Below are 24,768 nucleotides of genomic sequence, written 5' to 3'. Positions count from 1 at the left end.
CGCGAAGGTGTCGCCATGTCACGCGCAAAACTCCTGTTGCTCGCCTCTCTCCTCGCCCCAATGAGCACATCGCCGATCCTGGCCGCCGCCACCGCCCGAGATGTGGCGATGAAACACAGTGAAACGGCCGGTGATCACGTGATGGTGCCCAAGGAACTGATCGGCGCCTGGACCCTCGTTCGCTGCGATAACGTCTACCCGGATGGTCACCGCGTAGAGCTATACGGCCCCCACCCGGAGGGCATGTGGCTTATCGATGCACAGGGCGACTACATGATGCAGATCGTGCGGGCGAAGCGCATGCCATTCGCGGCCAACGACAAATCCAAGGGGACCCCCGACGAATACCGTGCCGCCTCGATGGACAGCAATGCCCACTTCGGCCACGTCAGTGCCGACGCCATGGTCATGCACAGTCAGATCCTGCATGCATCGTTCCCGAACTGGGACGGCAAGAGCGGTGACTCGAATTACACCATCGTCAACGATGAGTTGACCTATCGCGTGGCCAAGCCATCGAGCGGTGCGGCCGAGGGAGCCCATGGCGAGGTCATGTGGCGTCGCGTTCACTCGTAGTGGCTGAGCTGACGCCGTGGTGACAGGGACGAATTGAGGAAGGTGGTGGCTGACCGATCGGGCGCACGGCAGTGAAACAGCCCGTCCTGGTTCCGATCGCCGATCCGTCCCAGCGCTTTTCAGGAGGTGAGGTGTCCCTGTTCAAAGGTGTCCGTCAAATCCGGACCAGCTCAACTGGCCCCAAGCTCGCCAATGCCCAGGCGGCTGCGGCCGATCAAGCCGAGTCCAAAATGCTCACCGACATGCCCTGATACCCGCATTGCAGGAATAGACACTAGCCGCCTCAGGGCGGTTTTTTTTGCGCTGGCGTTGGCGGCTCGGCGGAATCGGAGGGCTGCACCATGGGCATCAGGCGCGCGGGTAGACCAACTTAACTACCTCCATCCGCTTCGCTGCAGGACTTGCAGCCACCCAACTGAGAGCGCAAGATCGTGCGGCTAAAGGAGCATCGGGGGGGTGCTATGGCAACAGTGGACGTTTACCTGGACGGCACGCTCTTTTCCGCCGATGTCGCCGCGCGGACCGCGCATCGCTACCAGCGGACCGTCAATGGCATCGAACGAGGACGCAGCGCGCTCGGTGAACACTCGGTCTCTGCACTGACCACCATCACCCGCAAGAGTCTCCAATCGCCGCACGAAATCATCGACGAGTATCGAAAACTTGGCTTCCATTCAATTTCCCTGCGTCCGCTTAGCCCCTATGGTTTTGCCCGAAAAGCAAAAGTCCGCAACGGCTACCCCATTGACGACTTCCTGAAGTTCTACCAAGTGGCACTCGACCATCTGCTGGCCGTCAACCGCGAAGGCTACTTCATGGAAGAGACCTATGGACGCTTATTGCTCTCCCAACTGCTGACACCGTTCTCTCATGGGTATGTCGACCTTCGCTCGCCCACAGGTGTCGGGCTTGGTGCCGTGGTCTATGACTACGATGGTCAGGTTTAGACATCCTCGATATCTGGACGATCTACGCCAGATTAGAAAGTCCAACCTGACCCTGAAGTTTCCCCACAAATCCCCTCGATCAATCAACACGTTGCGCGCAGATTGAAGGAACAGTGCACGCATGATGCGGTCGTTCCTCATGGGTTACGAAGCCAGAGGAGACCACACCATGCGCGCCACCGAAGTATTGCAAAAGTGCCTGTGCGACGCTCTGGGTTCGATGCATGCGTTGCGCAGCCGCGTGCTGCTGCGGGCCGTCGAGGCGATGATTCACGGCAGACGCCTGACGCTGATGGATCTGGCGCGCGCGTGGCCCGGAGCGGAGCGCATTCGCGCGCCACTGAAGGCACTGGATCGGTTGTTGGGCAATCACCATCTGCACGCCGAGCGCGAGCACATTTATCGGGCGATGACACAGTGGCTGGTTCGCAATAAGCAGCCCGTCATTGTGATCGATTGGTCGGATCTGAAGCAGGATCGAAGCTGGCATCTGCTGCGCGCCGCGATACCGGTCGGTGGTCGCTCCTTGCCGATCCTGGACATGGTATTTCCCGGCGGGCAGCAAGGTTCGCCGAAGGCCGAGAAGCAGTTTCTGCAACGTCTGGCACACGTGCTTCCCGATGGCGCATGCCCGATCCTGGTGACTGATGCCGGCTTCCGGGCGCCGTGGTTCCGGGCGGTCGAAGCGATGGGTTGGCAATGGCTGGGGCGCTTGCGCAACACAACTTATCTCAAACCCGCCGAGGTGCCGAACGAGCCGTCGCAGTGGGTGTCGTGCAAGGCCATGTATGAACTGGCGAAGCGAACTTCACGCGACTTGGGGCAGATGGAGATCGTGCGCAGCAATCCACTGACCGCACACGTGGTACTGCATGCCAAGCCGCCCCGAGGCCGCAAGCAGCGCAACCGACAAGGTGTGCCGGCGCGTAATTCAAATAGCCGCAAGCATGCGCAACGGGAGCGCGAACCATGGCTGCTGATGGCCTCGCCAAGTCTCAAGCTCGCCGCGCGTCAGTTGATCGCGCTGTACGCGCGACGCATGCAGATAGAGCTGTCGTTTCGCGACCTCAAATCGCATCGTTACGGGCAAGCGTTCGAAGACAGCCTCACGCGCAAAGGTCCTCGTATCGAAGTGCTGCTCTTGCTCAGTGCGCTGGCCGCGTTCGCCGCCTGGCTAGTCGGCATGGCATGTGAGGCGAGCGGCATCGACCAATGGCTGGCACCGTTTCGATCGAAGCGGCGACTTTACTCAGTCATGCGTCTGGGCCGTGAAGCCCTGGTGCGACGATGGCTACAGATCCCGCTCTGTCGACTTATCGAACAGATAAGGCAGCTCTCGCCCGGTTTGCTTGATCAGCTTAGCGTTCCCGCATGAAAACGTGGGGAAACCTCAGAACCTGACCCCCATTTTGGATCCGCTATACGCCAAGAGCTCCGCGCGCAGAGGCAACCAAGCTACCTTAGCTTCACCTTGCGCAGCGCAGTCTCCGCCCTATCTTTCATGTATCGACAGGAGGAGTCCGACCCATGGCCACGCAAGTCAAACGCAAGCCGGCAGCGAGCAAAGAAGTCACGGCCAAACCGGCGAAGAAAGTCGCCGCCCCAAAAAGGCCAGCCAAGAAAGTCATCGCCAGGAGTAGCGCCTCCAAGAAAAGCGCGGCGACGAACGGCAAGGGCGTGATTGGTGTCGTCGGCATGGCCGTGATGGGCCGCAACCTGGCGCTGAACATCGAAAGCCGTGGCCATGTGGTGTCGATCTTCAACCGCAGCCGTGAGAAGACCGATGAGGTCATCAAGGACAACCCCACTGCCAAGTTCGTCCCCAGCTATACCATCGAAAAATTTGTCGCCTCGCTGGAAAAGCCGCGACGCATCCTGCTGATGGTGCAAGCGGGCGCCGGTACCGATGCAGTGATCGCGGAACTCAAGCCGCTGCTGAGCAAGGGCGATGTTCTGATCGACGGCGGCAATACCAATTTCAAGGACACCATCCGGCGCAACCAAGAGCTGGCCAAGGCTGGCCTGCACTTCATCGGCACTGGCGTATCCGGTGGTGAGGAAGGCGCCCTGCATGGTCCGTCGATCATGCCCGGTGGCCCGCGCGATGCGTATGACCTGGTCGAACCGATCCTTACGGAGATCGCCGCGAAGGCGCCTGACGGCGAACCTTGCGTGGCCTATATGGGCGATGACGGTGCCGGTCACTACGTCAAGATGGTGCACAACGGTATCGAATACGGCGACATGCAGCTCATCGCCGAAAGCTACTCGGTACTCAAGCATGTTCTTGGCCTTACCAACAAGGAACTGACCAGGGTCTACCGCAAATGGAACGAGGGCGAACTCGACAGCTACCTGATCGAGATCACCACCACCATTTTCCAGAAGAAGGATGAGGAAACCGGCAAGGATCTGGTCGACGTGATCCTCGACCGCGCCGCGCAGAAGGGCACAGGCAAATGGACCAGTCAGAGTGCGCTCGATCTCGGTGTGCCGCTACCCCTCATCACTGAGGCAGTTTTCGCGCGTGTGCTGTCCTCGCTGAAAGACGAACGTGTCGCCGCCAGCCGCTATCTGCACGGACCGAAGACCAAGGCCTTCAAGGGCGATCGCAAGGTGTTCATCGAATCGGTGCGCCGCGCTTTGTACCTGAGCAAGATCGTCTCGTACGCGCAGGGCTTCGCGCAGCTGCGCGCTGCTGCCGAGGAGTACCAGTGGAAGCTGGACTACGGCACCATCGCCAAGATCTGGCGCGGCGGCTGCATCATCCGCGCTCGCTTCCTGCAGGACATCACTGACGCCTACAAGCACGACGACAAGCTGGCCAACCTGCTGCTGGCACCGACCTTCGGCAAAGTCGCGCAGAAGTACCAGGAGGCGCTGCGTGAGGTGGTGGCCACGGCGGTGCGCCTCGGCGTGCCGGTACCCGGTTTCAGCTCGGCGATCGCCTATTACGATGGCTACCGTTCCGAGCGTCTGCCGGCCAACCTGATCCAGGCGCAACGTGATCTGTTTGGTGCGCATACCTTTGAACGCATCGACAAGTTGGGCAGCTTCCACGCCAACTGGAACTGACGACACATGCCTGAACTGCCCGAAGTCGAAACCATCCGACGCGGTAATCACACCAACTGCGAAAGCGGGCCCAACAAGGCTCAACGAGACAGAACCAGAAACAAAAACGGCTGGCATACCCAATGGCATACCAGCCGTTTTGCATCACAGATAAGTTGCGTTAAATCAATGACTTATGGTACATTATTGGCGGAGAGAGTGGGATTCGAACCCACGGTAGGCTCACACCTACGGCAGTTTTCAAGACTGCTGCCTTAAACCACTCGGCCATCTCTCCATAAACTCGTTGTCCTGTCGAAGACGCGCGTTGCGCGTCACTACGGCAGTTTTACTGCGGGCATCCTGCCCTTCGCCCTTCGCCCTTCGGGCCATCGACTTCGTCGATGTTCGCTTCGGCTTCCTGCCTTCGCGTCAAGTTCTTGCCGCCTTAAACCACTCGGCCATCTCTCCAAAACTTGTCGGCGTAGTTTATCAGGAACGATCCTGCACACGACTACACCTGTATCGCTGCGATCACGCGATGCGATCCAACCCAGCCATATAGGGCCGCAAAACTTCAGGCACGTTGATCGACCCATCAGCGTTCTGGTTGTTCTCCATCACCGCGATCAACGTGCGGCCGATAGCAAGGCCCGAGCCGTTCAAGGTATGCACGAGTTCAGGCTTACCAGTCTCCGCGTTGCGCACGCGGGCCTGCAAACGCCGCGCCTGGAAGTCTTCGCAGTTGGAGCAGCTGGAGATTTCGCGGTAGGTGTTCTGGCTGGGGAGCCATACTTCCAGGTCGTAGGTCTTGGTGGACTGGAAGCCCATGTCGCCGGTGCATAGCAGCAGCTTGCGGTATGGCAGGTTGAGTTTCTGTAGGACTTTCTCGGCGTGGCCGACCATTTCTTCAAGCTGGTCATAGGAGTCGGCGGCGCGGGCAACCTGCACCATCTCGACTTTCTCGAACTGGTGCTGGCGGATCATGCCGCGCACGTCGCGGCCGTAGCTGCCGGCCTCGGCGCGGAAGCACAGCGAGTGTGCGGTGAATCGCAGCGGCAGCGCGTCGGCATCCTGGATGGTGTCGCGTACCAGGTTGGTCAGTGACACTTCGGCGGTGGGTATCAGGTAGCGCTTCGATTCGCCGACACTGGTGGCGAACAGATCTTCTTCGAACTTCGGCAACTGGGTGGTGCCCAGCATGCTTTCGGCATTGACCAGCACGGGCACGTTGCATTCGAGGTAGCCGTGCTCGCCGGTGTGCAGGTCGAGCATGAACTGGCCGATGGCGCGATGCAGCCTTGCCAGCTGGCCGCGCAATACGGTGAAGCGTGCACCGGAGAGTTTAGCGCCGGCGTCGCCGTCGAGCCAGCCGTGACGCTCGCCCAGTACGACGTGATCCTTCACTTCGAAATCGAACGTGTGCGGCGTGCCCCAGCGACTGATCTCGACGTTGTCGCTCTCGTCCTTGCCGACCGGTACGGACTCATGCGGGATGTTCGGAATGACCAGCGCAATGTCGGCGAGCTTTGCCTGCACGCCGGCCAGTGCCTGTTCGTTCGCCTTCAACTTGTCGGCGATACCGGCCACTTCTGCCATCAGCGAGGCGACGTCCTCGCCCTTGCCCTTGGCCTGACCGATCGCCTTGGAGCGGGTGTTGCGCAGGTTCTGCAGTTCCTGCGTCTCCATCGCCAGTTGCTTGCGCGTGCTTTCCAGCGCCTCGAAAACGGAGACGTCCAGGAGGTAGCCGCGGGTCTCCTTGAGACGCGCGGCGGTTTCGGCCAGGCGCGAACGCAGCAGTGCGGGATCCAGCATGATCGAGTCCAGAGAAAGGCTTGAACCCTCAATTATCGCCGCCTAGTGGCAAACACCGCAATGAAGACGCCACTGGTGGCAAACACCGGAATGATGACGCCACGCCGTGGCAGGCACCGCAACGAAAACCGGGCGATGGCGCCCTCCCCCGGCACCACCGCCCGATCTGACCCTTGCCTCAGCGTGCGAGCCGGCGCTCGCAGCGGCCCAGCCACCAAGCCATCGCGGCTCCGGCGATCAGCCAGCCGATGAGCTGTTCAATCAGCGCCGCCTGGACAAAGTCGAGCGGAAAGCGATACCAGTTCCAGTACGGCACCATGGTGTTGAGCCACGCATAGATGGCCACCGCGGCGGCGATCCCGATACGTCGGCCGAAACTCAACCCGGCGAAGGCCATCACGAACGCCAGCATCAACGCTGCCAGGGTGTCTGACGCCCATTGCCGCGGCAGTTGCCGGCCCATCTGGGTGAGATCCTCGCCCTGCGGCATGTAGACCACCCAGGCATACGGCGACCTGATGCTCTTGGTCGAGTAGGCCAGCTTTTGCGCAGGATCATTCATCTGACTCGGATCGAGCCACGGCAGGATGTAGACGCCCGCCTTCTCGCCCAGACCCTCGTGCAGGCTGCTGAGCACCGCGTTTTCATTCGCTGGCGCCCTGATGCCGACATTGCCAAGGCCCAACGCCAGATGTGCCACGGCACCCCAGAGGAACATCAGGATACCGCCGATCAATCCCGCTACGAGTACGCGCATGATTCACCCTCCCCGTGTGGTGGGCCGAATCTATGCCCGATACCTTGGTGCAGGCAAGGGCACTCGCAGCAGGCCGGGTGTTTTGTTTGGGATCGGGTTAGTCGTTCGGGGTCATTTGCTGTCTTGCGGGTGCGGGCGAAACACGATGTCGAATACGGGGGTCCAGGTCTTGCCGCCGTCGGTTGAGCGCTGTGCGGTCTCGCGTACGGTGGACCCGTCGGGTTGCCATATGCCGCGCAGGAGTGATGAGGTGCCGTCCGCGGCCCGGTCTGACGCTGTCAATATCATGCGGTTGCCTACCAGTCGGCCGTCCAGTTGGAGGAGCTTGCCGTTGTTGGTTACCCAGGTCTGATGCCAGGTGTCTCGCGTTGCGTCGTAGATGCTGAAACTTTCTCCGTGCAGGCCGTCGTTTTGTTGATAGTTCTCGTGGATGACGCAGCCGTTGAGGGTGATGGTTACGTGGTTGCGGGCTATGAGCTTGGATGGGGCGTTGAGGTCGTAGGTGTCCCAGTTGCCTGCGAAGAAGTCGAATTGGCGGTGGGCTGGGGATGTGCAGGATGGGGTTGGGTTTGTGGCGGGGTTGGGTGTGGTCTTGTTGGCTTCGATGGCTTCGATGCGAGGCGCTGTTGCGGTGAGGATGGCGAAGATCAGGGCAAGAAATGTCACAGTATTCATTCGGCCCTCAAACAGCTGGGCGCGGCGACCCTTCGACTTCGCTGCGCTACGCTCAGGGCGAACGGTGGAGGTGGTGCCCTTCGACTTCGCTCCGCTACGCTCAGGACGAACGGAGGTGGTGGTGCCCTTCGACTTCGCTGCGCTACGCTCAGGGTGAACGGTGGAGGTGGGGGTGCCCTTCGACTTCGCTGCGCTACGCTCAGGACGAACGGAGGAAGTGGTGGTGCCCTTCGACTTCGCTGCGCTACGCTCAGGGTGAACGGTGGAGGTGGGGGTGCCCCTCGAGTACGCTGCGCTACGTTCAGGACGAACGGTGGAGGTGGCGGTGCCCTTCGACTTCGCTGCGCTACGCTCAGGGCGAACGGTGGAGGGAACGGTGGAGGTGGGGTGCCCTTTGAACTCGCCGCGTTGTGCTTATCAGCGGGCTGCATGATCGGGTTCCCGGTTCGCGCGGGTGATTTGTGCGCTGACTACTTTCCACTCGTCGTCGTTGCGCACATAGACGTCTATATATCGACTGATGCCGCGCGCGCCGGTCTTCATTGTCCATGAACCCAGTGCCCGCACGAGTGCGACGTCGCCGTAGAACTGCACGTCGACGTCATCAAGTTTGTAATCGGCTAGGTCCGAGCAGCCTTTGGCGGTCAGGCGCAGGAAAGCCTCCCTGTTGAGCAGCGAGCCGTCCGATTCGATGCAGACGAACTCGTCGGCCAGATGCATGCGATACCAGTCGACGTCGCCGGCTAGCGAAGCCGCCACGTAGCGCTTGTTCATGCGTTGCAACTGCTGCTCGTGAAACATGGGCGCACTCCCGGATTCGATGACATGGGTGACGTCTGTCGACAGCACGCACTTCGCGTGAGCGAATGCTTCAGCCCTTGCGACACGACGATGCGCATCCCTCAGCGGAATGCACATCGTCGTCCAGCCGCACTACTCGGATGCGTTCGGCCCCAGGCGCTGCAGGAGTTTCGCGCGCAGCTTCGCGGGCAACGTGACGCTCTGGGTTGAACCCACCGCAGCGCGGCGAGCCAGGCCGAAGCCGGGGGTTGCCACGAAACTCAGCGCGTCGCCTGCCGAGTTGACTGCCTGGCCGGTGATCACTCCCTCGTCGTTGATGTCGTTGGCCGCGAGCAGCTGATCGTCGTAGCCCGCTGCCACCAGCGAGTTGAGGTTGGTCATGACGCCGTTCTGCCACAGGAAGGCTGCGCAACTGGCGAACCCCGCCGTGCAGGAGATACCGACGACCTGCCCCTGATCGTTGATGCCCAGTGCCTGACTTTGTGCATCGACGCCCTGCCCCGGCAACGTGCCAAGGTCCTTCATGCCGCCGCCCTTGGTCCAGATGAAGGCATGTGCCAGCAGCGCACCACCGGGCTGCACGTTGGCAAACCCGACCACCACGCCGTTCTGATTAATGGCCATGGGGGTGTTCCATGCCGCGCCGCCAATATTGCCGATATCGGTCGGCTTGGCGTTTTGCCAGATCACGGCGTGAATGGCGCTGAATCCACCCACCGCATTCGAGCAAATGCCGGAAATGCCGACGACCTGGCCATGATCGTTGATCGCCGTCGCGGCGCTCACCGTGTCGCTACCAGGGAGTGGCGGCAGTTGTTCGATCTGATTTTTTCCTGGCCCCCAGATGACAGCACGGAACTGCAGCACTTGCGGCGGATTGCAGGTCGAATCATGCACGGTGTTTTCGGTCCAACCGACGGTCTGGCCAAAGTCATTCGTTCCGGTGGCGAAGCCGTTATAGCCGCCTAAAGTCGGCAGCGCCCGCAGCTGTCCCCACTGGGAGACAAAGCCGACACAGTTATGCAGGGTGGCGTTGCCGGGGAAGAACGCCGAACAGCTCCAGGCCTCGCCCAGTTTGTTGATCTGGGTGGTTTCGGCAATACCCGAGATCACGCCCACATTGTTTTTCACCGGCCACTGCACGCCGCTGTTGGGACCGCCCAGCGTCCCCAGGTCGAATCTAGACCCCAACAGCCAGACGGTCGCGTGCGTCGTCTGGTCACCGGGCTGATTGGAATCGCCACTGACGATGCCGAAGTTGTTGATGCTGTTGCCGGAGCTGACCGTGCCGCCCGCCGAAGGGAGATTGAATACGGTATAGCCTGGACCACTCGATGCTGCCGAAGACGCTTGTGTCACGGCGCCCACGCCGGCCAGGGTTGCGATAAAGATCGCATACGGAATCTTGCGCATGGCGTTCTCCCATTGATGTGGGTGTTCAGCCTGGCCCGGTGCCGCGCGCACCGGAAGCTCCACTTTTGCGATAGCTGCTGGTCCGGTTGGCACACCGGGACTAGAATCGCGGCATGCGCCGATGGGAACTGACGATCGCGTTGGATCCTTCGCGGGAACAGCCGCTGTTCCTGCAGCTTGCCGGCGCCATCGCCGAAGACATCCGGCGCGCCGTTCTCAAACCCGGTGAAGCGCTGCCCGGCTCGCGTGAACTGGCCGAGCGTTTGGGCATCAATCGCAACACCGTGGTCGCCAGCTATGGCGAGCTGGCATCGGAGGGATTGATCAGCACACGCATCGGCGGCGGTACCTTTGTCGCCATGTCGACCATCGATCCGTTCGCCTCGCGCAAGCCGTTGATCCAGGAGCCGACGTACGCGCTGGCACCGCCGGTATATACGCCTTCGCCCATCAGCGTGGCGCCGCCGGGCACGCTGCTCATCTGCAACGGGATGCCCGACGCGCGTCTGTTTCCCGCCTCGGCATTGGCACGCGCGTTTCGCCGCGCGATCGGACAGCGTGGCCGCTCCATGCTGACCTATGCCGACCCGAGCGGCCACCCGCGCTTGCGCACGGAATTGGCGGCGATGCTTGCCCGCACACGCGGCCTGCCGGTAGTGCCGGATAACCTCATGGTTACCCATAGCATCGAGCAAGGCATCGATCTGGTGGCGCGCATGCTGTTGCAGCCGGGTGATGTCGTTGTGGTTGAGGCGTTCGGCTATCCACCCGCGTGGAGCGTGCTGAAACTCGCTGGCGCGCGCTTGATTCCACTGCCACTGGACGGCGATGGGCTCGACGTCGATGCACTGGAGGCATTGCTGACACATCAGCGTGTACGCGCCGTGTTCCTGACGCCGCACCATCAATTTCCGACGACGGTTGTGATGTCGCCTGCGCGGCGCACTCGACTGGCCAAGCTGGCGTTGCAGCATGGCTTTGCGATTATCGAAGATGATTACGACCACGAATTCCACTACGTCGGCAAACCGATTTTGCCGATCGCCGCAGGTGCCGGGGGCGCCAATGTCATCTATGTCGGTTCGTTGTCCAACCTGCTGGCACCGGGGATAAGCACCGGTTTTGTGGTCGCTCCCGCACCGGTGTTCGAACGACTGGCCAGCTTGCGTGCGGCAAGCGATGCGCGCGGCGACGTGGCGATGGAATGCGCCATCGCCGAACTATTCGAGGATGGTGAAGTATTGCGCCACATGCGCCGGATGCGGCGCATCTACATCGCCCGACGCGACGCGCTGGCCACGTCGCTCACGCGTCACCTTGGCAGCGCCGTGACATTTCGCATTCCTGACGGTGGCATGGGCTTGTGGGCGCAAGTCGACGACGCAATCGATATTGCTGCCTGGTCGCGGGCAGGCGAACACGAAGGTGTGCAGTTCTTCGATGCCGGTCGCTACGAGTTCTTCCAGCGCGAGCAGCCTTTCATGCGGCTCGGCTTCAGCTATTACGACGAAGGCGAACTGGACGAGGCCGTGCGCCGGATGGCACGCGCGCTCGCACAGCTGCACGGGCGTGCTATCAGCTCGACGCGCGACGCCACCGTGCGATCCGCACAGACCGCATCGTCCGGATAACACCCAATGGGCCGCGCCTACTTGTCGCGCGCTTGCTCACGAGCGGCACGCAACGCCAGCAGTTTTTCGCGCAACTGAAGCTCAAGCCCGCGCTCGACCGGCTCATAAAAAACCGTACCTGCCAGCTCATCGGGCAGGCATTGTTGATCGAGTGCCACGCCGCCTTCGGCGTCGTGATCGTATTGATAACCCTTGCCGTAGCCGAGACCTTTCATCAGCTTGGTCGGCGCATTGCGCAGATGCATCGGCACTTCCAGCGTGCCACCGTCGCGTATGGCGGCACGCGCCTTGTTGTACGCCATGTAGGCCGCGTTGCTTTTCGGCGCGATGGCCAGCCAGATCGCCAGCTGGGCCAGCCCCAGCTCACCCTCGGGACTGCCCAGGCGTTCATACGTATCCCACGCATCCAGCGCCATGCGCCAGGCACGCGGTTCGGCCAGGCCGATATCCTCTACGGCCATGCGAGTCATGCGCCGTGCCAGGTAGAGCGGATCAACGCCGCCATCCAGCATGCGGCACAACCAGTACACCGCGGCATCGGGGTCGGACGAACGCACCGATTTGTGCAGCGCCGAGATCTGGTCGTAGAACTGCTCGCCCTTCTTGTCGAAGCGACGCGTGCGATCAGCCAGCACCTGGGTCAGCGTGGCCTCATCGATCCGCTGGTCCTGTGCCAGCTCGGCGGCGATCTCCAGCAAGGTCAGTGCTCGACGCACATCGCCGTCTGCAGCCTCGGCAATCGATTCCAGCGACCCATCACTGATCTGCAATTGCAACGCGCCAAGACCGCGCTCGGTGTCCACCAGTGCGCGCTTGAGAGCAGCCACGATGTCAGTCACCGAAATCGAATCCAGCACATGCACGCGACAGCGCGACAGCAATGCGGAGTTCAGCTCGAACGACGGATTTTCGGTCGTTGCACCGACGAACACGATCACGCCTTTTTCGATATGCGGCAGGAAGGCATCCTGCTGGGTCTTGTTGAAGCGGTGCACCTCATCGACGAACAGCACCGTGCGCCGCCCCTGCGCGAAATTCACCTCGGCCTCGGACAGCGCCTTGCGAACTTCCGGCAGACCCGACAGCACCGCGGAAATCGCACGGAAATCCGCATCGGCATAGCGAGCCACGAGCAGCGCCAGCGTGGTCTTGCCGCAACCCGGCGGCCCCCACAGCACCATCGAATGCACCCGCCCGGCTTCCAGTGCCGTGCGCAGTGGTTTGCCCGACCCGACCAGTCGCTGCTGGCCAACGATCTCGTCGAGGCTACGCGGCCGCATGCGCTCGGCCAACGGCTTGAGGTCTTCGGACTCGGCAAACAGACCGGGGCTGCTGGAGGTTTCACGGCGTGGCATGCCCGAATGATAAGGCATCCGCCTGGCATCAGAGCGAACGAGCAGCTCGGCTTGCCGGCGCTGCAAACATCGGCGTAGCCGTCCGTTAGCGAGCGGCCGACCCCATCGTGTACTGCCGGTAGACGCCGTAGCTCAGGCCGCACAGGCCGGTGAGCACCGCGGGAATCAGCAAGGTGCGCTCCTGCATCACGCGAAAAAGGAGCGCGCCAACGACACTGCCGAGCAGGAAGGTGCTGGTGACCAGCACACAGACGCGAATGCGCTGCGTATCCACTTCGAGTCCGCGCAACCGCTGGCCGATGTAGATGCCAAGGTCAGTGAACATACCGGAGACATGGGTCGTGCGGAACACCATGCCGCTATAGGTGCTGGCCATGCCGTTTTGCAGGCCAGCCGCCATCGAAGCCAGATACAGACCCACCGGGTTGTTCGCACTCAACAGTGGCACCGCGGCGAACAGCAGCAACGATTCCAGCATCAGCGCGACGCCGTAACGGCGACCGAGTTTCAGTGTGCGCTGTTGCACGATCAGGCCGCTCAATACGGCGCCAACCACAAACGCGGCAATCGACAACGCCCAATGCCATGCTTCGCCGCTATCACCGGTACCCAGCGCCACGCCGAGCAGGCTAGTGGATCCGGTCAGGTTGGTGATCGACTGATGCCGAAAACCCATGTACCCCGCGGCGTTGACGATACCGGCAATGAACGCCAGCATGCCGCCGCCAATCCATGCCCAACGCGGCAACTGCCGCAGCACGGGCATGGCAGTATCAGTCCTTCAGCGGCTGGGTGGAGATCACCGGAACATCGCCGATCACGTCCGCGCCTTTCGGTGGCACGAAGTTGAACTCGGACGGCGAGATCGCCGCGTTCCGTTGCCAATCGGAAAAGCGGATGTCGGTGGTGGAGCCCAGCTGGTCGCGGAATGTCATGCGCGCCAGGCCGTTCGCATCGAAGCCGAGGTCGGCGTAGTCGAACTGCGGATCCTTGCCGGTGGAGGTAAGGCGCAGCCAGACCAGCCCGTCGCGTTCGCCCTGCTCGGTCGTCTTGAAATTCTTGTCCATCTGCTTGAGGTCGGTCAGCACGGTGAGCGGGCTGTGTGCTTCTTCGCTGCTCTGCACGGTAACCGTTACCTGCTGCAGTTCAGGGTCGTACAGCCAGACCCGGCTGCCGTCGGCAACGATGGTCTGCTTGTACGGGGTCAGCGTGTCCCAACGGAACTCACGCGGCGCCTCGAGTGCCAGCGTTCCGGCGCTGGTCTTGCCGGTCTGACCGTTGGTGTCGGTCAATGACTGGCTGAAGTGGCCGGTGAGCGAATGCAGGTTCTGTGCAAACGCATCCAGTCGCGCGCGCGCCGGCCCGGTGGCGGCCTGTGCCACAGCGCCAAAGGACAGTGCAAGCACGGCGGTGATTGCGGCAAGCGTGAAGCGTTTCATCGGTCTTCCCTGAAACATGGCGTTAGCGGTGAAGTTTGAGCACTGGTGACTTAATGGGAGGCAAGTGGAGCATCGCGGCTGAAGCCGCTCCCCCAAGAGCCTGCTGTTGCGCGTGGAGAACGTAGGTTGGGGTGAGCGTAGCGATGCCCAACGCTTTTCCGGAGGTTGGAGTGAATGTTGGGCATCGCTGCGCTCACCCCAACCTACGGGTCTGCGTGGGGTCATTGGCGCTGGTTGAGTTTGTCGTCTTTGTAGTAACGCGTACCCTGGCGGTGATCTTGCGTGCAACCATAAAATCTCTCACAAGAGCCGCTCCCACGAGAACGAGGGAGCGGCCGGCGTTAATCTCGCGGAGGCGGGGGCGCCAGCACTTCGCGGTTGCCGTTGTGCTGCGGGGCGCTGACTACACCGTCCTGTTCCATCTGTTCGACCAGACGTGCGGCTCGGTTGTAACCGATGCGCAAGTGGCGCTGCACACCCGAGATCGAAGCGCGGCGGGTCTGCGTGACGATGGCTACAGCCTTGTCGTACAACTGGGTATCGGCGTCGCCGCCGCCTTCTTCGCCATCCTGCGGCAGGCCGGAGTCGTTGATGAACTTGCCATCGCTGGTGGCCTGCACTTCTTCCAGCACGCCGGTGATGTATTGCGGCGCACCCTGCGATTTCAGCCACGCGACAACGTGATGCACCTCGTGATCGTCCACGAACGCGCCATGCACGCGCTCAGGTGTCGCGGTGCCCGGCGGCAGATACAGCATGTCGCCGTGGCCAAGCAGGGTTTCCGCGCCGGACTGATCGAGAATCGTGCGCGAGTCGATCTTGGACGACACCTGAAACGCGATGCGGGTCGGGATGTTCGCCTTGATCAGGCCGGTGATCACATCCACCGATGGCCGCTGGGTGGCCAGGATCAGATGCACGCCGGCCGCACGCGCCTTCTGCGCGAGGCGGGCGATGAGCTCCTCCACCTTCTTGCCGACGATCATCATCATGTCGGCAAATTCGTCGATGATCACCACGATGTACGGCAGTGGTTCCAACGGCTCGGCGGCAAGATTCGGCATGTCGGGATTCGGACGGAACAGCGGATCGAGCAACGGCTGACCCGCGTTCTCGGCATCCTTGACCTTCTTGTTGAAACCACCGAGGTTACGCACGCCGACCGCAGCCATCAGCTTGTAGCGGCGCTCCATCTCGGCGACGCACCAGCGCAGCGCGTTGGCCGCCTCCTTCATGTCGGTGACCACCGGCGCCAGCAGATGCGGGATGCCCTCGTATACCGAGAGCTCCAGCATCTTCGGGTCGATCATGATCATCCGCACGTCTTTCGCGCTGGCCTTGTACAGCAGGCTAAGCACCATCGCATTGACGGCCACCGACTTGCCTGAACCGGTGGTGCCAGCAACCAGCAGATGCGGCATCTTCGCCAGATCAACCACCACCGGCTTGCCGCCGATGTCCTTGCCCAGCGCCAGCGCCAGCGGCGATTTCAGCTGGTCGTACTTGTCCGAACGCAGGATCTCCGAGAGGTAGACGATCTGCTTCTTGGTGTTGGGAATTTCCAGCCCGATCACATTTTTGCCGGGAATCACGTCGACCACGCGCACACTGACCACGGACAGGCCGCGGGCGATGTCCTTGTCCAGGCTCGACACCTGGCTACCACGCACGCCGGCGGCAGGTTCCATCTCGAACCGGGTGATCACCGGACCCGGATAGGCGCCGACCACCTTGGCGTCGATCTTGAAGTCCTTCAGCTTGAACTCGACCTGGCGCGAGAGCACTTCGAGGGTTTCCTCGGAATAGCCCGGCCCTTGCGGGGGCGCCTCGTCCAGCAGCGACAGCGGCGGCAGCTCGCCCGGCGTGGCAGCACCGGTGAACAGTGGAATCTGGGTTTCGAGCCGGGCACGCTCGCTTTTCACCACCGGGGCCGGGGCGGCCTCGATGCGCACGGGCTCGCGTTTGGCCTGCTTCACGGCATCGGCTTTCTTGACCACCTCACGCTCGGTCCGGGCCTGCCGTGCGGCCAGCACCTGCGGGGCCGCGCGCAGCTTGGCGCGGCACCAGCCAAGCAGCTTCAAAACACCTTGCCCGGTCCAGTCCATCACCCTGAACCAGGACAGCCCGGTGGCCAGCGTCACCGCCACCAGGAACAGCGCCAGCAACAGCAGTGGCGCACCCTTGAAGCCGAATACGTATTGCAGGCCCTTGCCCACCGCCTCACCGATCACGCCACCGGCACCTTGCGGTGCCATGTCGCTATCGGGGAAGTTCAGCCAGCACAGGCCCGGTGCCGTAATGAAGAAAAACACCGAGCCGATCAGCCGCAGGGAAGGCTCCCAGTGGCTGGTCGTTTTTTCATCGCGATGACGCAGCACGTGAATGCCCAGTCCCAGCAACAGCAGCGGGAACGCGTAGGCAACCATGCCGAACAGATAGCGCAGCAAATCAGCCACATAAGCACCGAGCATGCCGCCGAAGTTGCGAGCATGCTCGGCCTGGCCGACGTGGGACCAACTGGGATCCAGCGCGTTGTAACTGAACAGGCACACCAGCAAATACAGCGCCAGTGGCAGCAACAGCAAAGCGCCGGCTTCACGCAGCCGGCGCTTCAGCTCATCGCTGAGGCCTTCCTTCGGTTTTTGTTTGACGTTCGCGCTTCGCGCCACCTTGGAGGGCTTCCCTTATTTCGACTGGCTCAGTCCAGACAGGGTCAGAGCATACCTTGCAATGCCGGATGCACCAGCTTCCCGCCGTCAACATTGATGCCGTCGCGCAGCGGAGCGAAGTCGCGCCACTCGTTGCCGGTCGCCAGACGCTGCACGTACGGCAGGATCGCCGCGGAGATCGCCACCGACGAGGTCTGCGGCACGGCGCCCGGCATGTTGGTCACGCAGAAATGCGTCACGCCGTGCACGTCATAGGTCGGCTCCTTCCAGGTGGTCGGCTTCGAGGTCTCGAAGCAGCCGCCCTGATCGATCGAGATATCGACCAGCACACTGCCCTTCTCCATCGTCTTGACCATGGCCTCGGTGACCACGCGCGGCGCCTTGGCGCTGGGGATCAGCACGGCACCGACCACGATGTCGGCGTCGCGCACTTCCTCGGCCACCGAGGATTCATAGGCGTACAGGGCGGTGACGTTCGGGCCCATCGCCATCATCTCGGCGAGACGATCCTGGCGCTTGTCGAACACCACCACATTGGCGCCTGCAGCAGCGGCCAGCGCGGCGGCGTTGCCACCGGCAGCGCCGGCACCCAGCACAACCACTTTGCCACGCGGGGTGGAGGCCATGCCGCCCAGCAGCTTGCCCTTGCCGCCCTGCGGACGATGCAGCAGCGTGGTGCCGATCTGGGTCGCGATTCGGCCGGCGATCACCGACATCGGCAACAGCAGCGGCAGCACGCCGTCTTCTTCGACCGACTCGAACGCGATCCCGGTCAGGCCGATATCGAGCAGGCTCTTGGTCAGCGCAGGCTCGGCGGCCAGGTGCAGGTAGCAGAACAGCAGGTGGTGCTTCTTCAGCAGCGCCAGATCACCGGCAACCGGCTCTTTCACCTTGACTATCAGCTCGCCGACTTCGTACAGCGCCGCGGCATCCGGCACGATCTTGATGCCCTGCTTGACGTAAACCTCGTCAGCGAAGCCGCTCTTCAGGCCAGCGCCCGACTGTAGGAACACTTCGTGGCCACGGCGCACCAGATCGGCAGCAGCAGCGGGAACGAGGGCAACACGACCTTCTAAGGTCTTGGTTTCGGAGGGGATACCGATACGCATGGGGGAAGTCCTGTGGAGTTCGTAGCAGGGTTGGGGAACCATCTATGGCTGGAAACCTTGAATCGGGCTGCTCCCTTCCCCATCCTTGCGGGTTCAAACCCCCGCCGCGACACCGCGAAACGGTTGCATGAAACCGCGGCAGGGCGTGAAGCGAATAACGTTCAAAGCTGCCAGCTAACCGAAGGATTATAACCATGACCACCCCCAAGCACAGCCGCCTGCTGATCCTCGGCTCCGGCCCTGCCGGCTACACCGCCGCGGTTTATGCCGCGCGCGCCAACCTGAAGCCGACCATGATCACCGGCATTCAGCAGGGCGGCCAGCTGATGACCACCACCGATGTGGACAACTGGCCGGGCGATGTGGAGGGGCTGCAGGGTCCGGCGCTGATGCAGCGCATGGCCGAACATGCCGAGCGCTTCCACACCGAGATGATCTTCGACCACATCCACAAGGTCGACCTCCAGCAGCGCCCGTTCCGCCTCAAGGGCGACTCCGGCGAATACACCGCTGATGCCTTGATCATCGCCACCGGTGCGACCGCGAAGTATCTGGGCATCGCCTCGGAGGAGAAGTTCAAGGGTCGCGGCGTATCCGCCTGCGCCACCTGCGACGGCTTCTTCTTCCGCGACCAGGACGTGGTGGTGATCGGCGGCGGCAACACCGCGGTCGAGGAAGCGCTGTACCTGTCCAACATCGGGCGCAAGGTGTACCTGGTGCATCGTCGCGACAAGTTGCGCGCCGAGAAAATCATGCAGGACAAGCTGTTCGAGAAGGCCGCTCACGGCAAAATCGAGCTGGTCTGGAACCACAGCATCGACGAGGTGCTGGGCGACGACTCCGGCGTCACCGGCGTGCGCGTGAAGGACGTCAACTCCGGCGTTACCCGCGACATCCAGGCGACGGGCTTCTTCGTGGCGATCGGCCATACGCCGAACACCGGTATCTTTGAAGATCAACTCGACATGCACGACGGCTACATCAAGATCCGCACCGGCCTGCACGGCCTGGCGACGATGACCTCGGTGCCGGGCGTGTTTGCCGCCGGTGACGTGGCTGATCATGTCTACCGTCAGGCTGTGACCTCGGCCGGCTTCGGCTGCATGGCCGCGTTGGACGCCGAGCGTTGGCTGGATCAACAAAGCTGATCCAGTAGGGCCGATCCACGTCTCGCAACCCATCATTGAAGGCAGCATGACCCAGGCCACCCTGCACTACATCCACGACCCGCTCTGCGGCTGGTGCTATGCCGTCCAGCCGTTGATCAGCGCGGCGATGGAGCGGCTAGGCGGCCGGATCGCTCTGCAACTTCATGGTGGCGGCTTGTTCCCCGAGCCCACGGTGCTGGATGAATCACTCGCCCGGCACATCACGCAATCCGACCAGCGGATTGCGCAATACAGCGGGCAGCCATTCGGCAAACCCTACCTGGAAGGCTTGCTGGCCGAACAAGGCACCGTGCTGTATTCCATGCCGCCGATCGCCGCCGTCATGGCGGCCACGGCCATCGAACCGACCAAAGCCTATCCACTGCTGGTGGCGATCCAGAACGCGCACTACCAGCGCGGTCTTCGTGTGGTCGAACCGCCCGTGCTCGGCGAGCTGGCCGAGGAAACCGGACTGGATGGAGCGCGCTTCGCCATGGCGTTCGCTGAAGCCAACGGCCATCCGCTGATGGAACATGTGCAGGCCAGCCGGCGCATGCTGGAAAGTGCCGGTGGCAACGGTTTCCCCACCCTGCTGCTGGAGCAGCGTGGTGAGCAGCGCGTGTTCGACCACTCACGTCATTACGGTCAGCCGCAGGCGTTCGTCGAGGCGCTGGCCGCCGCATTGCCGGCGTTGCATTGATCGAAGCACGCTTCCATTCTGCGATAGACCAGCTGCCTGCTGCGGCATGGGATGGGTTGCGAGCCAACGCCAACCCGTTTGTGTCGCATGCCTTTCTTTCTGCGTTGGAGAACGGCGGTTGCATCCGTCCCAACTGGGGCTGGCAGGCCCATCATCTGGGTCTGTACGAACATGGCGAGTTGATCGCTGCCGCACCGCTGTACTTGAAGGGAAATTCGCACGGCGAGTTCGTATTCGACTTCAGCTGGGCGAGCGCGTGGGAACGCGCCGGCGGCGAGTACTACCCGAAGCTGCTCAATGCCGTGCCCTACTCTCCGATACCCGGCCCGCGCCTGCTTGCTGGCAGCGACGACCGGACGCCAATGCTGCAGCAGGCACTGGTCGAGGCCATGCGGCTGGAAGCTGAGCGGATGGGCCTGTCTTCGGTGCACGCAAATTTTCTTGAAGCTGCGGAACTCGATGCGTTCGATCACGGGCCACGCGATCAACGCTGGCTGGCCCGTTCGGACGTGCAGTTCCACTGGCACAACCACGGCTATCGACACTTCCCGGATTTTCTCGCCGCGCTGAGCCACAAGAAACGCAAGAACATTCGCCATGAACGCGCGCATGTAGCCGCCAGCGGCGTGGCGATCGAGATGCGCAGCGGCGACACGCTGAGCGTGGGCGAGTGGCGACGGGTGCATGCCCTGTACGCGGCCACGTTCGACGCCAAGGGCAATCATGCAGCGCTCACGAGGGCGTTCTTCAGCCGTCTTGGCGAGTTGGGCCAAACCGTACAGGTGGCGCTGGCGCGACACGCCGAAACCATCATCGCGATGGCGTTGTTCGTGCAGAGCGACAGCACCCTGTACGGCCGTTACTGGGGCGCGTCGGTGGACGTGCCGGGGCTGCATTTCGAGCTGTGCTACTACCGCGGCATCGAGCATGCGATCGCCAACAAACTTGCGCGTTTCGAGCCCGGCGCGCAGGGCGAGCACAAGCTCGCGCGAGGCTTTCTGCCGGTTCGCACGCACTCGCGGCACTACCTGGTGAACCCGGATTTTCGTACGGCCGTGGCCGCGGCGCTTGCACATGAGGCGGAAGCGGTCGACGCTTACGCTGCGGAGCTGCAAAGCCACAGCCCTTACGCTGATCACGGCCACGCCGAACGATGATCTATCTGCCGCAACTCGACCCCGATCTGCCGGATTTTTTCCCTGATCCGTGCGGCGCACTGACCGATCCCAACGGCCTCCTTGCGATGGGTGGTGACCTGTCTCCGCAGCGCTTGTTGAATGCCTATGCCCAGGGCATCTTTCCCTGGTTCAGCGAGGGCGAGCCGATCCTGTGGTGGTCACCGGACCCGCGCTGCGTATTCCGCACCGAGGCGTTGAATATGCATCGCAACCTACGTCGTCAGCTGGCTGGCAAGCAGTGGCGACTCACCGTCGATCATGCCTTCGACGACGTCATCCGCGCCTGCGCTGCACCGCGCTCCAATGAATCGGGCACCTGGATCATGCCGGCGATGATCGACGGCTACTCGCGACTGCATGCGCTGGGTCACGCCCACAGCGTGGAGGTGTGGGAAGGTGCGCGACTTGTCGGTGGCATCTACGGCGTCGCGGTCGGTCGGCTGTTCTGCGGCGAATCGATGTTCAGCGCCGAAAGCGGCAGTTCGAAGATCGCCCTGATCGCACTCGCCGACCTGCTGCGCAGCATGGATTTTCCGCTGATCGACACTCAGGTCAGCAATGCGCACACACTCCTGCTGGGGGCGCTCGAAGTGCCACGACAGGACTATCTGCAAGACGTCGAACTACTCACCCAGCTGCCCGGATGCGTAGGCAGCTGGGCCGACTACACGCCGCGGTTGCTTCAGCTGAGCTGAGAAAGCCCGCTGTGAAGCGGTAGTTTGGGTTCGAGGTGAGACCTATCTTCTTATCATTCGGAAGCTTCCCATTTCGACGGGCAGCATCCTTGATGGCCAAAGTAGCTAAATAGGCTACTTGTTACAATTTGTACCATTTAACCAGTCGGTGTATCGTGATTCCAATGACGCGCCTATGCGTGTCGCCCGGTGAAGACGCCATGACCACGACCATGCTGCTGCCAACCGTGCACGGCCAGACCGCCCGCGTTGAAACGCTGCCCAGCACCGATGCCAAGAACCGGTTCGCCCAGCTGATCGAACGCGTGGCACGTGCCGGGAAACCGGTAGTGATCACGCGCAATGCGCGGCCAGCCGCGATCATGCTGTCGATGGCCGAGTACGAGCGCCTGGTACAGGCCGCCCCCGATCCACTGGCCTCGCTGCAGGCCGGGTTCGATCGCCTGGTGGATTCAATGCAGGCCCCAGAGGCCGCCGCTGGCGTCGATGCGCTGTTCAGTTCCACACCGGAGCAGTTGGGCGCGGCAGCCTTGCGGGCGACCCATCAAGACAAGCCTTGATGCCACGCATCACCGTATTGGCCGGCACCAACGGCGCGGGCAAGAGCAGCATCGCGGGAGCACGCTTGCGCGAGGCGGGAGGTGTCTACTTCAACCCCGATGAAGAGACGCGACGCATCCTGACCACGAATCCCGGGCTGGAACCTGGCGAAGGCAATGCTCTGGCGTGGCAGGAAAGCGTGCGCCGTCTGCGTTTGGCCATCGGTACAAAGACCGACTATGCGTTCGAGACCACGCTCGGGGGACAGACCGTGACCGCGCTGCTGCTGGAGGCAACCGACGCCGGTCTGGAGCTGTTCGTGTGGTATTGCGGACTGGATAGTCCCGAGCGCCATCTGGCCCGCGTGCGGGCTCGGGTGAGCAAGGGTGGCCACGACATTCCCGAAGAGAAAATTCGGCAGCGCTACCAGGCTAGTCGGCAGAATCTGGTGCGTCTGATTCCGCGGGTGACGGCTTTGCGTGTCTATGACAACAGTGTCGAGGCTGATCCGACGAACGGCCTGACGCCGTGCCCTCACCTTGTGCTGGAACTCGCCCGGAGCGACGTGACGTTTCCCGTGAGCCCGGCGGCGATCGCCGCAACCCCGGCGTGGGCCCAGCCCATCGTGGCCTGCGCGTATCAGTCATGCACCGCCCAGCCCGCAATGACCTAGTGGACTAGCTCGCGATTCGCACGCTGTAAGCAATTCACCCCCGAAGCTGCTGTGCCCTGCCGCTTTGCTCTGCCGCTTTGCTCTGCCGCTGTGCTCCCTCCCCTGCTTGCAGGGGAGGGCTGGGGTGGGGTCGCTCTTCGCCGCGAAGTTCAAAAGCTTCCCCCCCTCCCGACCTCCCCCTGCAAGCAGGGGAAGGAGCAAAGAAACTCTGCAAGCTTTGGGAGAAGTGGTACGGCTGGTGCCTTAAAGCATCCCGATCAAGACGCGTCGCGCACCGCATATTTGCGCGCGACGTAGTCGTCCAGAATGCCCACGAATTCGTTCGCGATATTGTCGCCACGCAAGGTCATCGCCTTCTCACCGTCAATGAACACCGGCGCTGCAGGCGTCTCACCATTGCCAGGCAACGAGATGCCGATGTTCGCGTGCTTGGATTCACCCGGGCCGTTGACGATGCAACCCATCACGGCGAGCGTAAGGTTCTCCACGCCGTCGTACTTGATGCGCCATAGCGGCATCTGTTCGCGCACGTGTTCCTGCACGGTCTTGGCCAGCTCCTGGAAGAACTCGCTGGTGGTGCGTCCACAGCCCGGACACGCAGTAACCAGCGGCGTGAACGAACGCAGGCCCATGGTCTGCAGCAGCTCCTGCGCCACGATCACTTCACCGGTGCGCGAAGCGCCTGGCTCGGGTGTGAGCGAGATGCGGATGGTGTCGCCGATGCCTTCCTGCAGCAATACCGCCAGCGCGGCGCTGGATGCGGTGATGCCTTTGGAGCCCATGCCGGCTTCGGTCAGACCCAGATGCAGTGCGTAGTCGCAGCGTGCGGCGAGGTCGCGATAGACGGCAATCAATTCCTGCACGCCGGACACCTTGCACGACAGGATGATGCGGTCGCGCGCGAGGCCCATTTCCTCGGCACGTGCAGCAGAGTCCAGCGCCGAGCGGATCAATGCCTCGCGCGCCACATGCGAGGCATCCCAAGGTTCGGCGCGGCTGTGGTTCTCGTCCATCAAGGTGGCAACCATGCTCTGGTCGAGCGAGCCCCAGTTCGCACCGATGCGCACCGGTTTGCCGTAGCGCAGCGCCATCTCGATGATCGCGCCGAACTGGCTGTCTTTTTTCTTGCCGAAACCGACATTGCCCGGATTGATTCGGTACTTCGCCAGCGCTTCGGCGCAGGCTGGTTCGTGCTCGAGCAATTGATGGCCGTTGTAGTGGAAGTCGCCGATGATCGGCACGTCCACACCCATCATCGCCAGCCGCTCGGCGATGCGCGGAACTGCAGCGGCAGCGGCCGGCGTGTTCACCGTGATGCGCACCAGTTCGGAGCCGGCGCGGGCCAGCTCGGCGATCTGCTTCGCGGTGCTGGCCGGATCTTCGGTATCGGTATTGGTCATCGACTGCACCACGATCGGCGCGCCGCCACCGACCATGATCTTGCCGATCTGCACGGCCACGCTGGGGCGGCGCAAACCCGTTTCAGCGACAACTGCCTTGGCTGGACGGGGGGACGAAGAAGACATTGCGTTCATGAAAATGCTGGACCGGATCGTACTGCCGCGATGACGGGGCGGCGAAGCCGCAAGGATA

At 62.4% G+C, this 24,768-nt stretch carries 23 protein-coding genes and 1 tRNA gene; 12 read left to right on the top strand and 12 right to left on the bottom strand.

Annotated features, from left to right (window positions below):
* Positions 1 to 15: 15 nt before the first annotated feature.
* From HDE77_RS01070 to gndA, 5 genes are all read left to right on the top strand, one after another.
* The gene (locus HDE77_RS01070) at positions 16 to 576 is read left to right on the top strand and encodes a lipocalin-like domain-containing protein (RefSeq protein ID WP_184415292.1); all 561 of its coding nucleotides are present in this window, start codon (positions 16 to 18) and stop codon (positions 574 to 576) included.
* A gap of 71 nt (positions 577 to 647) precedes the next feature.
* Positions 648 to 827: a hypothetical protein gene (locus HDE77_RS01065; protein ID WP_184415290.1), complete on the top strand. Its 180-nt coding sequence runs from the start codon at positions 648 to 650 to the stop codon at positions 825 to 827.
* A 210-nt stretch (positions 828 to 1,037) separates the two neighbouring features.
* Positions 1,038 to 1,523 carry a hypothetical protein gene (locus tag HDE77_RS01060; RefSeq protein ID WP_255482467.1) on the top strand — a complete coding sequence of 162 codons (486 nt, stop codon included), beginning with the start codon at positions 1,038 to 1,040 and terminating at the stop codon, positions 1,521 to 1,523.
* Positions 1,524 to 1,692: 169 nt separating this feature from the next.
* Positions 1,693 to 2,898, top strand: coding sequence for an IS4 family transposase (locus HDE77_RS01055; RefSeq protein WP_184415288.1), 1,206 nt, complete (start codon positions 1,693 to 1,695; stop codon positions 2,896 to 2,898).
* A gap of 152 nt (positions 2,899 to 3,050) precedes the next feature.
* A complete protein-coding gene (gndA, locus tag HDE77_RS01050; protein ID WP_184415286.1) occupies positions 3,051 to 4,598 on the top strand; it encodes an NADP-dependent phosphogluconate dehydrogenase in 1,548 nt (515 codons plus the stop codon).
* A gap of 187 nt (positions 4,599 to 4,785) precedes the next feature.
* Here the strand turns inward: gndA and HDE77_RS01045 are convergent.
* The 6 genes from HDE77_RS01045 to HDE77_RS01020 all read right to left on the bottom strand — a co-directional run bounded on the left by HDE77_RS01045 (position 4,786) and on the right by HDE77_RS01020 (position 10,038).
* Positions 4,786 to 4,875: transfer RNA gene (locus tag HDE77_RS01045), tRNA-Ser, on the bottom strand.
* Between the two features lie 236 nt (positions 4,876 to 5,111).
* Positions 5,112 to 6,392, bottom strand: coding sequence for a serine--tRNA ligase (gene serS / locus HDE77_RS01040; protein WP_184415284.1), 1,281 nt, complete (start codon positions 6,390 to 6,392; stop codon positions 5,112 to 5,114).
* A 178-nt stretch (positions 6,393 to 6,570) separates the two neighbouring features.
* On the bottom strand, positions 6,571 to 7,149 hold the full coding sequence (locus HDE77_RS01035; RefSeq protein WP_184415281.1) for a hypothetical protein: 579 nt from the start codon (positions 7,147 to 7,149) through the stop codon (positions 6,571 to 6,573).
* Positions 7,150 to 7,260: 111 nt separating this feature from the next.
* On the bottom strand, positions 7,261 to 7,824 hold the full coding sequence (locus HDE77_RS01030; RefSeq protein ID WP_184415280.1) for a hypothetical protein: 564 nt from the start codon (positions 7,822 to 7,824) through the stop codon (positions 7,261 to 7,263).
* 417 nt (positions 7,825 to 8,241) lie between these two features.
* On the bottom strand, positions 8,242 to 8,625 hold the full coding sequence (locus HDE77_RS01025; RefSeq protein WP_184415278.1) for a nuclear transport factor 2 family protein: 384 nt from the start codon (positions 8,623 to 8,625) through the stop codon (positions 8,242 to 8,244).
* 132 nt (positions 8,626 to 8,757) lie between these two features.
* Positions 8,758 to 10,038, bottom strand: a complete 1,281-nt coding sequence (locus tag HDE77_RS01020; protein WP_184415276.1) for a DUF3466 family protein — start codon at positions 10,036 to 10,038, stop codon at positions 8,758 to 8,760.
* Positions 10,039 to 10,151: 113 nt separating this feature from the next.
* Here HDE77_RS01020 and HDE77_RS01015 point away from each other — a divergent pair, with 113 nt between their 5' ends.
* Positions 10,152 to 11,669, top strand: a complete 1,518-nt coding sequence (locus HDE77_RS01015) for a PLP-dependent aminotransferase family protein (RefSeq protein WP_184415274.1) — start codon at positions 10,152 to 10,154, stop codon at positions 11,667 to 11,669.
* 17 nt (positions 11,670 to 11,686) lie between these two features.
* On the opposite strand, the gene HDE77_RS01010 is transcribed toward HDE77_RS01015, so the two are convergent.
* The 5 genes from HDE77_RS01010 to HDE77_RS00990 form a co-directional block, all read right to left on the bottom strand.
* Positions 11,687 to 13,024: a replication-associated recombination protein A gene (locus HDE77_RS01010; protein WP_184415272.1), complete on the bottom strand. Its 1,338-nt coding sequence runs from the start codon at positions 13,022 to 13,024 to the stop codon at positions 11,687 to 11,689.
* Between the two features lie 85 nt (positions 13,025 to 13,109).
* Positions 13,110 to 13,790: a YoaK family protein gene (locus HDE77_RS01005; RefSeq protein WP_184415270.1), complete on the bottom strand. Its 681-nt coding sequence runs from the start codon at positions 13,788 to 13,790 to the stop codon at positions 13,110 to 13,112.
* Positions 13,791 to 13,797: 7 nt separating this feature from the next.
* Positions 13,798 to 14,463, bottom strand: coding sequence for an outer membrane lipoprotein chaperone LolA (gene lolA, locus HDE77_RS01000; protein WP_184415268.1), 666 nt, complete (start codon positions 14,461 to 14,463; stop codon positions 13,798 to 13,800).
* A gap of 341 nt (positions 14,464 to 14,804) precedes the next feature.
* Positions 14,805 to 17,132: a DNA translocase FtsK gene (locus tag HDE77_RS00995; protein ID WP_184415266.1), complete on the bottom strand. Its 2,328-nt coding sequence runs from the start codon at positions 17,130 to 17,132 to the stop codon at positions 14,805 to 14,807.
* A gap of 44 nt (positions 17,133 to 17,176) precedes the next feature.
* Positions 17,177 to 18,241, bottom strand: coding sequence for an alanine dehydrogenase (locus HDE77_RS00990; protein ID WP_184415264.1), 1,065 nt, complete (start codon positions 18,239 to 18,241; stop codon positions 17,177 to 17,179).
* Positions 18,242 to 18,435: 194 nt separating this feature from the next.
* On the opposite strand from HDE77_RS00990, the gene trxB reads away from it, so the two are divergent.
* The 6 genes from trxB to HDE77_RS00960 all read left to right on the top strand — a co-directional run bounded on the left by trxB (position 18,436) and on the right by HDE77_RS00960 (position 23,175).
* A complete protein-coding gene (gene trxB / locus HDE77_RS00985; protein ID WP_184415262.1) occupies positions 18,436 to 19,389 on the top strand; it encodes a thioredoxin-disulfide reductase in 954 nt (317 codons plus the stop codon).
* Between the two features lie 46 nt (positions 19,390 to 19,435).
* Complete coding sequence (locus tag HDE77_RS00980) at positions 19,436 to 20,089, top strand: DsbA family protein (protein WP_184415260.1); 654 nt, start codon at positions 19,436 to 19,438, stop codon at positions 20,087 to 20,089.
* Positions 20,086 to 21,246 carry a GNAT family N-acetyltransferase gene (locus HDE77_RS00975; protein ID WP_184415258.1) on the top strand — a complete coding sequence of 387 codons (1,161 nt, stop codon included), beginning with the start codon at positions 20,086 to 20,088 and terminating at the stop codon, positions 21,244 to 21,246. Before HDE77_RS00980 ends, HDE77_RS00975 begins: the two co-directional genes overlap by 4 nt.
* Entirely contained in the window at positions 21,243 to 21,962 is a 720-nt protein-coding gene (gene aat / locus HDE77_RS00970; protein ID WP_184415256.1) for a leucyl/phenylalanyl-tRNA--protein transferase, read from the top strand. Before HDE77_RS00975 ends, aat begins: the two co-directional genes overlap by 4 nt.
* Positions 21,963 to 22,162: 200 nt before the next feature.
* Complete coding sequence (locus HDE77_RS00965) at positions 22,163 to 22,522, top strand: type II toxin-antitoxin system Phd/YefM family antitoxin (RefSeq protein ID WP_184415254.1); 360 nt, start codon at positions 22,163 to 22,165, stop codon at positions 22,520 to 22,522.
* On the top strand, positions 22,522 to 23,175 hold the full coding sequence (locus HDE77_RS00960) for a ZTL protein (protein ID WP_184415252.1): 654 nt from the start codon (positions 22,522 to 22,524) through the stop codon (positions 23,173 to 23,175). Before HDE77_RS00965 ends, HDE77_RS00960 begins: the two co-directional genes overlap by 1 nt.
* A 257-nt stretch (positions 23,176 to 23,432) precedes the next feature.
* Here HDE77_RS00960 and ispG read toward each other — a convergent pair whose 3' ends face one another.
* Positions 23,433 to 24,701: a flavodoxin-dependent (E)-4-hydroxy-3-methylbut-2-enyl-diphosphate synthase gene (ispG, locus tag HDE77_RS00955; protein WP_184415249.1), complete on the bottom strand. Its 1,269-nt coding sequence runs from the start codon at positions 24,699 to 24,701 to the stop codon at positions 23,433 to 23,435.
* Positions 24,702 to 24,768: the final 67 nt, after the last annotated feature.

It is taken from the genome of Rhodanobacter sp. MP7CTX1 (assembly GCF_014205795.1).
In the GTDB taxonomy this organism is placed as follows: Bacteria; Pseudomonadota; Gammaproteobacteria; order Xanthomonadales; family Rhodanobacteraceae; genus Rhodanobacter.
This window is presented reverse-complemented; position numbering and strand designations above follow the sequence as displayed.